We start from the raw sequence: 9,575 nt of genomic DNA on the forward strand, positions 1-9,575 counted from the left end.
CGTGCACGCGCTCGGATGGGCCTGAAGGCAAATGATTTCCAGACGGTGCAGTTCCTCGCCGCGCGAGAAGCCGGCGGGGCCCCCGCACGCGCAGCAGACCTCGCGGAGGCGCTCGGTGTCAGCAGTGCCGCGGCGACCATGACCATCGACCGGCTCGCTGCACGTGACTTCGCAGTGCGTGAACCCGACCCAGACGACCGTCGATCCCGCATCGTGCGGCTCACCCCGGACGGACAACGCAGCCTCGTCGAGGCGTACGAAGGGCTACCCGCAGCCGTGCAGGAGCTGCTCGACGCGGTGCCGGCCGCGGAAGCCCAGCGGATCGCTGAGCTCGCTGCCGCCGTGCAGCAGGTTGTCGACCGCACCGCGACACACACCAGCACCTCGGCGCAGTAACCAAATAACGCTTCTAGTTAAGGAAGTTAGACGCCAAGGGTCCGGGTTCGTACCCTGATTGCTGTCAGGACTCCCGCGCCCCGGTCGCGACGACGCCGGCGCTTCTCGCCAGCAGCACGACGGAGGTGGTGCCTGACCAGTCACCGTGGCCAGCCTTGCCACGGGGAAGGCCGCTCGGCATGACGCACACCCTCGTTCCTCCCACTGCTACACCTGCGCCCGCGCCCCGCGCGGACCTCAGCTTCACCGCCCACTACGGCGCACAGCGATCACCGCTGACCGAAGTGCAGCACGCACGCTGGACCCGGCGCCTCGCCGTCGTCGCGGTCACGACCGGGCTTGTGTCGGTGACTGTCGCGACGGTAGCCATCGTCGTCGCGAGTGCCTGGTGAGCGCCGGGGCGGCGGCGACGCCGACTGAGCCGATCGACATGGGGCCGCTCCTGCAAGAACCCACGACGGCACCGCTCATGGAAGCAGGCCCCCGGGCGGATCCTCAACAGTGGCATCGCCGCGGTCTGCTGACGCCGGCTGAGGTCAACGCGATCGTCGTCGCCCGCATCAACGACCTCCCCACCATCGTCACAACCACCCCGGCAAGAAGCGACGAGTTGATCTCCCCGACCGAGCCGACCTATGGCGACTTCCTCAGAAAGCCCCGCGCATGAGCATCTTGCTGCACCACCCCAAAACCTCTCCCGCCCTCACCGTCGCCGATTCCCCGACCGTGCTGCGGTGGGCTGCCGCCGACGCGGGCTTCTGGGTTGCCGACAGCGGCGGCGCGTTCGCCGGCACCATCGACCAGCACGGCCAGCACTTCTTCGTCCGCAATGGCTTCGGCGAGTACCTCGGCGACTACCGCACCCTGCCAGACGCGCAGACCGCACTTGACCGCCACGTCCAGACCGCCCCGCTCGAGCCGCCATGCTGACCACCCCCAGCGGGCTCACGGACGCGCACCGAACCGTGCTCTACCGACTTGTCGAACTGGATACCGCGCTCCGGCAGCAACCGCTCGGCGGTCAACCCTCGGCGGCGGCCCGCAGCGCGTCGCCCGGAAGCTGGCCGAATTCTGCCTTGTAGGACGCCGCGAACCGGCCGAGGTGCGTCAGCCCGACGGACCGGGCCACCGCTGCCACCGACTCGGCTTCGCCGGACTCGAGCTGCTCCCGCGCCAGCAGCAGTCGGATGCCCTTCAGATAGAACAGCGGCGACACCCCGTGGATGCGTTGGAACGCGCCCTGCAGTCCCCGCACGCTTATGCCCGCGGCCTGTGCGACGTCGTCGACGGTGATCCGCTCCGCGATGTGGTCCAGCAGGAACGCTTCGGCTTTCGTCAACCGGGTGCGCGCCGGTGCCTCCCGGCCCTGCCCGACTGGCCAGTGCGGGACCGCGGTCAACAAGCCCGCAGCCGCGAATCGGACAAGTTCGTGTTCGCGCTCCAGTGACACCGGTCCGGTGCTGCCCAGGATCTCGGGAGCGATGGCGCGCACGACCAGCCACCACGCCGCGAGCGGCGCCCCTTCCGGCACGTGATGGGGTTTGAACTCCAACGGTGCCGGGTTCCACCCGCCCCGTTCCGCGGCGACCTGTTCAACGGTTTCCCGGTCAATGCGCATCACATCCTTCTGGAACCCCGCCCACCTAAACGACTGCCGGCCTTCCTTATACAGCACCGGCCGACCCCGCAGCAACGGCTTCCCATCCACGGCGCCACGGCCGGACTTCAACCACACCACGATCACATCGCCACCGGACTCGACCTCCCCACGAACGATTCCAGAGCATCGCGTTGACTCCAACGCCAGCAGTTGCGTCCCAGTCAACGTCTCCTCGAACGCGAACGCTGCCCCGTCCAGAACGCTCACCTGCAAACCGCGCGTCAGATGCGTTCGCGCCACCGCCTCACGCGCCACCGCAACCTCATGCGTTCGCACGGCCAGACGGGTCCGCTCCAGAGTTGCTGCATCCATCCGCCGATTCTCTCGGACACAGCACGCCGGGTTGCTGATAGCGGACTGCGCCGTCCTCGATTCGCACCAGAGCGACTTACGCCAAACGTCGTCGCCGTCTCCCACTCCGGTCCACAGAGCAAGGACTGCGCGAGGCGGCATGCGCACAGTCCACCCCTTCCCCGAACCGACGCAGACACGCTCGCGCGCCCCGCCAGCGAGCCGCCCGCTGCTCCGAAGCGGACACACGCACGCCTCGCATCAGACCCAATAATGCTGCTTTTCGGAGTGTCTCGGCAGGGTCGAAGCACCTCTGTGAACCCTGACCGGAGGGGCGAGGGGGACGAATTTTGTCCACCGCAGTACCGACTGCCTAGAACAGCGCACAGGTCTACGGTCTGTTCCGTGTGGCAACGACGCCGCACGATGACGAATCGAGCATCATGCAACGACGGATGAAGCAGCTCGTCGCGATCGCGTTGAGCGCCGGTGTCGTGGGGGCCCTCGTCCCCGCGATCTCCGCTCAGGCGGTCACGACGAGCGACACCCCGGACTTCGGGAGCAACGTCAAGATCTACGACCCCTCGGTGCCCGCGTCGACCATTCAGGCCGACGTCGACGCCGCCTTCACCGGTCAGCTCCGCAGCACGAGCGCGCAGTTCGGCACGCAGCGGTACGCGTTCCTGTTCAAGCCCGGCAACTACGGCCGCGTCTGGGCGAACCTGGGCTTCTACACATCGGTCGCCGGTCTGGGGAAGAACCCCGACGACGTGACCATCAACGGTGCCGTGAACGTCGATTCCGGATGGAACGCCGGGGACGAGAAGAACGCGACGCAGAACTTCTGGCGGTCGGTCGAGAACGTGGCGATCGTGCCAGAGGGCGGCACCGACCGGTGGGCGGTCTCGCAGGCCGCGCCGATGCGTCGGGTGCACATCAAGGGGAACCTGACGATGGGACCGTCGAACCAGGACGGTGGCCAGGGGTACTCGTCAGGCGGCTACATCGCCGACACCAAGGTCGACGGCACCGTGACGTCCGGGTCGCAGCAGCAGTGGTACACCCGGAACTCGACGATCGGTTCGTGGCAGGGCGGCAACTGGAACATGACGTTCTCGGGCGTGAACGGCGCCCCCGCGAACGACTTCTCGAAGAGCTACACCACGCTCGCAACCACCCCGACGACACGGGAGAAGCCGTACCTGTACGTCGACTCGTCGAACAAGTACCACGTGTTCGTCCCGTCGCTGCGGCAGAACTCGAGCGGCGTCACGTGGCCGAACACCGGCGGCACCGACATCCCGATGCGGAACTTCTACGTCGCCCACCCGGGCGACTCGGCGGCGACGATCAACGGCGCGCTGGCCCAGGGGCTGAACCTGTTCTTCACCCCGGGGACCTACCAGCTCGACGCGGCGATCAACGTCACCCGGGCGGACACCGTCGTGACGGGCATCGGGTTCCCGACGCTCGTGCCGACCAAGGGCAACGCCGTCCTGACCTCGACCGACGTCGCCGGGGTGAACGTCTCGAACCTCGTCGTCGATGCCGGGACCCAGAACAGCGCGCAGCTCGTCCGCCTCGGCACGTCCGGGTCGCACGTCGACCACGCCGGCGACCCGCAGAGCATCCAGGACGTCTTCTTCCGCGTCGGCTCGAGCGTGCAGGGCAAGGCCTCGACCACGCTGCAGGTGAACGCCGACGACACGCTCATCGACCACATCTGGGCCTGGCGCGCGGACCACGGCGGCGCGCCGACCGGATGGACCGTGAACACCGGCGCGACCGGCGTCGAGGTGAACGGCAACGACGTCCTCGCCACCGGGCTGTTCGTCGAGCACTACCAGAAGTACGAAGTGCAGTGGAACGGCAATAACGGCAAGACGATCTTCTTCCAGAACGAGATGCCCTACGACGTGCCCGACAACGCCTCGTGGCAGAGCCCGACGGGCGCCGGCTACGCCGCGTACAAGGTCGCCGCGAACGTGACGAGCCACGAGATCTGGGGCGGCGGCGTCTACTGCTTCTTCAACACGAACCCCGCGGTGCACGCCGACCGCGCGTTCGAGGTCCCGCAGACCGCCGGCGTCCGAGCGCACGGCCTGGTCACGGTCTCGCTCGGCGACACCGGCACCATCTCGAGCGTCATCAACGGCGTCGGTGGTGCGGTGCCGACACCGGCTGGCAACACCGCCCCGAACCGCGTCGCCTCGTACAACTGATCCCGGGAGGACCGATGATGCACACCACTCGGAAGCGGCGACTGGTCGCTCTCACGGTCGCCGGAGCGGCGGCCCTCGCACTCGGTGCGGGCCCCGTCCTGCAGGGAGCGGACCCCGCGAACGCCGCGAGCGGCGACGTGGTCTGGTCGCAGGACTTCGACGGAGCCGCGGGCAGCGCACCGGATCGATCGGCCTGGACGAACGAGACCGGAGGCGGCGGCTGGGGCAACAACGAGCTCGAGGACTACACGGACTCGCGCGACAACTCGGCGCTCGACGGGCAGGGCAACCTGGTCATCACGGCGAAGCGCGAGGCCGACGGTTCGTACACCAGCGCCCGACTCACGACGCAGGGCAAGTACACGCCCCGGTACGGCCGCGTCGAGGCCCGGATCCAGATCCCGCGCGGCCAAGGCATCTGGCCGGCGTTCTGGATGCTCGGCTCCGACCTGCCCCAGGTCGGCTGGCCGAACTCCGGCGAGGTCGACGTGATGGAGAACGTCGGGTACGAGCCGGCGACGGTGCACGGCACGGTCCATGGGCCCGGGTACTCCGGCGGCCAGGGCATCACGTCGAGCTACCAGCACCCACAGGGGTGGTCGTTCGCGGACACGTTCCACACGTTCGCGGTCGACTGGAAGCCCGGATCGATCACCTGGTCGGTCGACGGTGTCGCGTACAAGACGGTCACGCCGGCCGACACGGGTGGCAACCCGTGGGTCTTCGACAAGCCGTTCTTCATCGTGCTGAACCTCGCCGTCGGCGGCAGCTGGCCGGGCTACCCGGACGGCACGACGCAGTTCCCGCAGCAGATGAAGATCGACTACGTCCGTGTGATCGACAACTCCTGACCCAGCGCGGGTGGGCGACCACACGCCCTGGGAACAGCGAAGGCCGGACGGGAGGTGGGCCCCACCCCGCCGGTGCCGGCGCACCGCGCCAGCGGGGCGACGGCCGTTCTGAACGGTGCACTGCGCAGACTCGCTGTCATGTTGACCGCATACCCGAGCAACTCGCTTCAGTTCGTGCTGGATTACGGGATTTGCACGACTTCATCGAGCGTGGCGTCCGAGCTGGGAAGTCCGAGTCCGGCGACCGTATCTCTCCAAGCTGTCATCAGTCGGCGAGTCGTTGGGACCTCTTTGATGCCGTGGACCCCAGCGGACCATACGCCAAGGGTGGATACCAGGATCCGGTCCATCGCTTCGTCGGCACTCACCGCGATGGTGGGAAGGTCATCGAGGGTCAGTTGGATCTGCGCGGTTCCGTAGGTGCGCCAGGAGAACACCGATCGGGGAAGCGCGAGATTCGCCGCTTCAGCGTCAGTCAGTAACCGGACCGTCGCAGCAGCGAACGGATTGGTTTCGGCATCGAGGACGATGGTCAGCATGACGCTGAGGAGGCGCACGAGCCCAGCCGGAACCTTTTCGGCTTGCTGTAACAGCAGCCGCCATTTGTCGTACTGCTGCTCAGTCACTGCGAGGGCGATGGCCTGCTTCGATGAGAACTGATGGTGTCCCACTGCCGATTTCGGCCGTCCCATCGCCGTAGCGATGCTTGCGATACTCGTCCCGCCGTAGCCTCTTGTTGCGAACTCCGTCGCGGCGGCCGCGAGGATCGCTTTGCGAGTCTCTGCCTTGTGTTCCTGACGCCGGTTCACCACGACATCAAACTATGGGAGAGCGCCACTCCCCATCTGTGAGTCCAACATGTGTTGCCGACGGAGGAGCCCCCGGCGGATGCCGTGAGCGCCTTCGACCCGTCAGCGATGCCCCGTGAGCAACGACCTATCCAGCGTTCGTTTGTCGGAACGCCCGAGCGACGTGGTTGGTGAGCTGGATGAACAGGTCGATGTGCTCAGCTGGCGCGGAATGCTGCAACGCGTCGCGGTAGGCCGCTCGGAGGGAATCAACCAATGCGCTGCCATTCGCGGTGAGTGTGATTCGCACGCTCCGGCGGTCCTCGGGGTTCCCGACGCGCTCGAGGAGCCCTCGTTGGGCGAGCCGGTCGAGGAGCGCGGTGACCGCGCCACTTCCTCTCGCGAGAAATATGGCGAGGGCCTTCGGCGTGCGGTCTTCGTCGATCGCGCCGAGGAACTTCAGCGCTCGGAGGTCGACCGGGTTGAGGTCGTGCGCCGCCGCTAAGTGCTGCATGAGGTGAGCATGCCCGACCTGCATGTTGTAGAACGCCGTGACCGTAGCGTCCGTGACGCGGCCGTGCTCATCGGACCCTGTCATGGGTGTCGTTTGGTGTATCGGCGGCGGAGGATGACGACAACACCACCAGCGACGGCGACGGCGACGGCGACGAGAAGTACACCTGGGATGAGGGCGATGAGCACTGGCGAGTTCGCGTCCTGGTCCCGAGTGGTCTCGGCAGGGAAGGTGACCCGGGCTGTCTTGCTGCGGGTGAGGTTGCCGCTGCGGAGGGTGATGGTTGCCGTCCAGGGGCCACGGGTGATGGCCGATGCGGTTGGGATGCGGACCCGGCTGCTCTGTCCCGGGGCGAGACTTATGGCGGCGTTGGTCATGAAGGGGCCGGCGCTCGTCTCTCCCGGGCCGTCGGTCAATGTGGCCTGTCCGGTGAGATCGACGGCGGTGCTGCCGGTGTTCTGCACCACCGCGGTCAGGGTTGGTTTGCCATCGTTCGCTCTGGTCGCGGACAGCTTGCTGATCGTGAAGTCCGGGGGGCTGTTACTCGTCGCGACGTTGATGTACGCGCGGATGCCCACACGGTTGACCACCGCGATGCGTCCGGGAGAACTCGCGTTCGTGGATCGCATCTGTGCCCATATCGCGGCGTAGCGCTCTCCGGCGGTGGCCGTCGTGGGGATCGTGGTGATCGTGGTGATCGTGGCGTGGTCGCCGTTGGGGAGGGTGACCGTGGAGGTGCTGGGGACGATCCAGCGTGCGAGCTCATTCTGTGTAGTGCCGTTGGCAGTGAACCGGCCGTGGCGGATAGATGCGGCCGTCGCGGCGATCTGCACTCGCTGCGTGTTCCCGGTGGTATTGGTGATCTGCAACCGCCGAGTGATTGTTGTTCCGGGCTCGGCGGTCTGCACGATGTACTCCCGTGCTCGCGGGTCGCTTGCTTGCTCGGCAGGAAAGTCCAGGAGCCGGATTCCCAGTCCCGCTGCTGGTATGGGGGTGGTGGCCTGCTGGGCGGCGAAGGCCGGGGCTGCGGCGAGGAAGCCTGTGATGGTCAGGATCGTCATAGCAACGGCTTTCACCGCCCAACGGGCACCGGTGCGCATCAGAGCACGGAGTGCGTGATGGTGGTGGTGTAGTCGCCTGCAGCAAGAGCGTCGCCCGGAACGGTGAGGCTAATTGTCTCGTCCCATGTCGCCGTGTTGTTGCCGGAGACCCCGCTCGCGGTCTGTACGGCTGCGTTGGCTGCACCGCCAACCGTGTTGGATGCGGCGACTGTGGAGGTGCCGGTGACCGCGGCGTCCGCTGCGGCCACGGCGATGTTGCTCGCGTTGATCGTCTTGCCGAGCGCTGCCGACGTCACGTCGGTTGCGGTTGCCGATGCGACCCAGCCAGCCGTTCCTGCGCGGGCGTCGGTGACCTGGATCCCGGACAGTGTCGCGGTACCGACGGCGCCAGGAGCGATCGCTCCGAGATCAAGCGCGGTGGGGGCGCTGATCGAGAGATCGCCAGCGGCGACCTCTGCGGTCACCGTGGTGTCTTGCGTGGTTGCGGCGGTTGCGGGTTGCGCGGCGATACCGGCGCCGACGATGACGGCCGCTGCTGCAGCTGTCGCGGCGATGATGCGCTTATTCATGATGTAGGTCTCTTTCTAGAAAGCAGGCCGGGTCGGGCCCGGCCTGGGTTGGTGTTGTGATCGGCGTCCGCAGCGCAGTCGCAAGGCACCCGGATCGGTTCGCCCGTCCGCAGAGAGTGGAACGTTTCCACGTGTGGCGAACGGTGTGCACGGGGTGCGGTATTCAACGGAACCTCCCGACGTGAGAGCGGGGCGATGGTCGACGAGCCGCAGAGCGGGACTGCTGGGCGGCTTCCACACGAGGAACCCGTGCCGCCGCCGAAACCCGAATACGCCGGCGACACGAGGTGAGCATCCATGGCCTGATCCGCCACATTCACAAGACGATCGTATGTCAAACAACCGCGGCGGGCTAGACCCACAAACAGGGCACCAACACTCCGGCAAGAGTGCAGCCCACGAGTGCAGGACCCGCGATAGAGGCGCCCCAAGTCCGGCCCTACCTGCGCAAGCTGCCAGCCCGACTGATCCTCAACGAGCCGGGCGTAGAGGAGCCCCCAAGCACAGGGCCGAATCGGTCACTTTCGTCGCGATGGAGTGCCGCTGACGCATCGAGCGCGGGCGTGGCGACGCAGGCCACAGCACCGTTGGCCGCGACAGTGTCGAGTTCCTCGACCACCCGGTCGATAGCGAACGTCTCGAGGTAGCTCCCATCCAACAGTCGGTCGACGTCGCGGTCCAGAAATCGGCTTCCGACGGCGATTCCGCGAAGGCGCAGTGAGTTTTGCCTGCACACACACGCACGAGCCTTCTCACCCTCAAGACCAACCAGGTGCGTTGCTCAATGGTGGCCCGACAATCGCGGCTCACGGGTAACGTCCGGACTGGATACCTGCCCCAGAACCTCGACCGCCAACTCGAGGCGATCGGCGGCGTTGACAGAGTGTTCGAAGAGTCTCCGGCGACTCCCGCACCGACCGGACCGCACTGCTCGACTGCATCGGATACGTCCGCGACGGCGACACTGTCCGCGTCGCGTCGATGGACCGCCTTGCACGCTCCCTCGGCGACATCGTCGACGAGATCACCACCAAGGGCGCCTCCGTCGAGTTCGTCAAGGAACAGCAGACCTACAGCCGCGACACCGATGACCAGATCACCGAAGCTCGCCGGCTCGTCGGGACCGGTGTCCCGAAGACCACTGTCGCGCGCGGCCTCAACATCGATCGCGCCACGCTCTACCGGATGCTCGCCGCGCCCCGCACGCCTGCTGCCACCGACGC

At 67.0% G+C, this 9,575-nt stretch carries 11 protein-coding genes; 6 read left to right on the top strand and 5 right to left on the bottom strand.

Annotated features, from left to right (window positions below; genetic code table 11):
- From ITJ69_RS19900 to ITJ69_RS19915, 3 genes are all read left to right on the top strand, one after another.
- Nucleotides 1-396, top strand: a 396-nt coding sequence (locus tag ITJ69_RS19900; RefSeq protein ID WP_228549972.1) for a MarR family winged helix-turn-helix transcriptional regulator, incomplete at its 5' end; no start/stop codon positions are given.
- Between the two features lie 388 nt (nt 397-784).
- Nucleotides 785-1,063: a hypothetical protein gene (locus tag ITJ69_RS19910; RefSeq protein WP_194673807.1), complete on the top strand. Its 279-nt coding sequence runs from the start codon at nt 785-787 to the stop codon at nt 1,061-1,063.
- A complete protein-coding gene (locus tag ITJ69_RS19915) occupies nt 1,060-1,326 on the top strand; it encodes a hypothetical protein (RefSeq protein ID WP_194673808.1) in 267 nt (88 codons plus the stop codon). Before ITJ69_RS19910 ends, ITJ69_RS19915 begins: the two co-directional genes overlap by 4 nt.
- A 91-nt stretch (nt 1,327-1,417) precedes the next feature.
- Here the strand turns inward: ITJ69_RS19915 and ITJ69_RS19920 are convergent, their stop codons facing one another.
- A complete protein-coding gene (locus ITJ69_RS19920; protein WP_194673809.1) occupies nt 1,418-2,368 on the bottom strand; it encodes a helix-turn-helix transcriptional regulator in 951 nt (316 codons plus the stop codon).
- 386 nt (nt 2,369-2,754) lie between these two features.
- Between ITJ69_RS19920 and ITJ69_RS19925 the strand changes: the two genes are divergently transcribed.
- Both ITJ69_RS19925 and ITJ69_RS19930 read left to right on the top strand, forming a co-directional pair.
- Complete coding sequence (locus ITJ69_RS19925) at nt 2,755-4,569, top strand: hypothetical protein (RefSeq protein ID WP_323743165.1); 1,815 nt, start codon at nt 2,755-2,757, stop codon at nt 4,567-4,569.
- A 14-nt stretch (nt 4,570-4,583) separates the two neighbouring features.
- Nucleotides 4,584-5,420: a family 16 glycosylhydrolase gene (locus tag ITJ69_RS19930; protein ID WP_228549973.1), complete on the top strand. Its 837-nt coding sequence runs from the start codon at nt 4,584-4,586 to the stop codon at nt 5,418-5,420.
- A gap of 182 nt (nt 5,421-5,602) precedes the next feature.
- Here ITJ69_RS19930 and ITJ69_RS19935 read toward each other — a convergent pair whose 3' ends face one another.
- From ITJ69_RS19935 to ITJ69_RS19950, 4 genes are all read right to left on the bottom strand, one after another.
- The gene (locus ITJ69_RS19935; protein WP_194673810.1) at nt 5,603-6,232 is read right to left on the bottom strand and encodes a TetR family transcriptional regulator; all 630 of its coding nucleotides are present in this window, start codon (nt 6,230-6,232) and stop codon (nt 5,603-5,605) included.
- Between the two features lie 124 nt (nt 6,233-6,356).
- Nucleotides 6,357-6,806, bottom strand: a complete 450-nt coding sequence (locus tag ITJ69_RS21120; RefSeq protein ID WP_194673811.1) for a MarR family transcriptional regulator — start codon at nt 6,804-6,806, stop codon at nt 6,357-6,359.
- On the bottom strand, nt 6,803-7,783 hold the full coding sequence (locus ITJ69_RS19945; protein ID WP_194673812.1) for a hypothetical protein: 981 nt from the start codon (nt 7,781-7,783) through the stop codon (nt 6,803-6,805). The genes ITJ69_RS21120 and ITJ69_RS19945 overlap by 4 nt, the downstream gene beginning before the upstream one ends.
- Before the next feature lie 38 nt (nt 7,784-7,821).
- The gene (locus ITJ69_RS19950; RefSeq protein ID WP_194673813.1) at nt 7,822-8,352 is read right to left on the bottom strand and encodes a WxL domain-containing protein; all 531 of its coding nucleotides are present in this window, start codon (nt 8,350-8,352) and stop codon (nt 7,822-7,824) included.
- A 939-nt stretch (nt 8,353-9,291) separates the two neighbouring features.
- Here ITJ69_RS19950 and ITJ69_RS19955 point away from each other — a divergent pair.
- Nucleotides 9,292-9,575 (top strand): helix-turn-helix domain-containing protein (locus ITJ69_RS19955; protein ID WP_323743166.1); only part of this gene is annotated, 284 nt, incomplete at its 3' end.

Origin of the sequence: Curtobacterium sp. VKM Ac-2887 (assembly GCF_015350935.1) — a bacterium.
Taxonomy (GTDB): domain Bacteria; phylum Actinomycetota; class Actinomycetes; order Actinomycetales; family Microbacteriaceae; genus Curtobacterium.